The sequence below is a fragment of the Burkholderia sp. 9777_1386 genome, assembly GCF_015712265.1.
Lineage (GTDB): Bacteria > Pseudomonadota > Gammaproteobacteria > Burkholderiales > Burkholderiaceae > Burkholderia > Burkholderia cenocepacia.
The window spans coordinates 1-1454 of sequence record NZ_JACCQB010000120.1 but is presented as its reverse complement, the minus strand read 5'-3'; the positions used below and the strand labels follow the sequence as shown (position 1 = coordinate 1454).

Annotated in this window: 1 protein-coding gene; it reads left to right on the top strand. The window is 59.8% G+C overall.

Annotated elements, in window-relative coordinates; translation table 11 throughout:
• Window positions 1–48: 48 nt before the first annotated feature.
• Window positions 49–1446, top strand: a complete 1398-nt coding sequence (locus H0X91_RS34620) for an IS30 family transposase (RefSeq protein WP_062910425.1) — start codon at window positions 49–51, stop codon at window positions 1444–1446.
• Window positions 1447–1454 lie beyond the last annotated feature (8 nt).

Sequence of the window (1454 nt, the reverse complement as noted above, 5' to 3'; positions counted from 1 at the left end):
GGCGAATTCAACCGGTCGTCGCAACACCTTTAATCGAGGAGGTGTTGCATGGGGCGAAGCGCAAAGCGGGTGTATCAGTTGACAGGCCGAGGAGCGATGCACTCGCCGGGCGCACCATCGCTTCGGCATGAAACCGAGCGTCTATTTTGGAAGCAGATCGCCACCGGTATCACGAGCGAGAGAGCAGCAGAGACAGTTGGGGTATCGCCGGCGGTAGGTTCGCGTTGGTTCCGCTATCGTGGCGGCATGCCACTTTTCATGACGAATCCGATATCCGGTAGGTACTTGTCGTTCGCTGAGCGAGAAGAGATAGCATTGCTGTCGGCCCGAAACTTTGGCGTGCGCGAGATCGCCCGTCGTATCGGACGCAGCCCATCAACGGTTTCGCGGGAGCTCACGCGTAACGCTGCCACTCGTGGTGGCTGCCTTGAGTATCGTGCTTCGGTTGCGCAGTGGAAGGCGGAACGGTTTGCCAAACGACCAAAGCCGGCGAAACTGGCGACCAACGCGCAACTGCACCACTACGTACAGGAGCGCCTGGAGGGCAATGTGCATGACGCCGATGGTCGCGAGATTGTCGGGCCTCGGCAGGCACCGTTCAAGGGGCGAAACAAGCCACGTCGCGGTGACCGCAAATGGGTCAATGGCTGGTCGCCTGAACAGATTGCTAACCGGCTGAAGATCGATTTCCCCGATGATGATTCCATGCGCATCTCTCACGAAGCCATTTACCAAGCCCTATACATTCAAGGACGCGGCGCGCTCAAGCGCGAACTGGTGGGCTGCCTGCGCACCGGGCGCGCGTTGCGCGTTCCCAGAGCCAGGGCGCAAGCCAAGGCGTGGGCACACGTAAGTGAGGACGTGATGATTTCCAGCCGCCCAGCAGAGGCAGAGGATCGTGCGGTGCCGGGCCATTGGGAGGGGGATCTGCTCATCGGCCTGAACCGGTCCGCTATCGGGACACTGGTGGAGAGATCGAGCCGTTTCACCATGCTCGTGCACTTACCTCGGGAGAGCGGCTATGGGGTGATTCCGCGCACGAAAAATGGACCCGCGCTGGCCGGCTACGGAGCTGTCACGATGGCCAATGCGCTCAAAAAAACTGTGACGGACATGCCTGCCCAGTTGTGGCGATCATTGACGTGGGACCGCGGCAAGGAACTGTCCGATCACGCTCGCTTCACGATCGAATCCGGCGTGAAGGTCTTCTTCGCGGACCCGCACAGCCCATGGCAGCGTGGCACGAACGAAAACACGAACGGCCTTCTACGACAATACTTCCCAAAGGGCACCGACCTATCCCGGTGGAGCGCTCGAGAGATTCAAGCCGTTGCAAATACATTGAATACCAGGCCCCGGAAAGCGCTCGGCTGGAAGACGCCGGCCGAAGCTCTCGACGAGTACCTGAAATCTGTTCAACAATTTAGTGTTGCGACGACCGGTTGAATCCGCCC

Coding starts and splice junctions, on each gene's coding strand:
- H0X91_RS34620 (WP_062910425.1), top strand. CDS start 49: ATGGGGCGAAGCGCAAAGCGGGTGTATCAGTTGACAGGCCGAGGAGCG.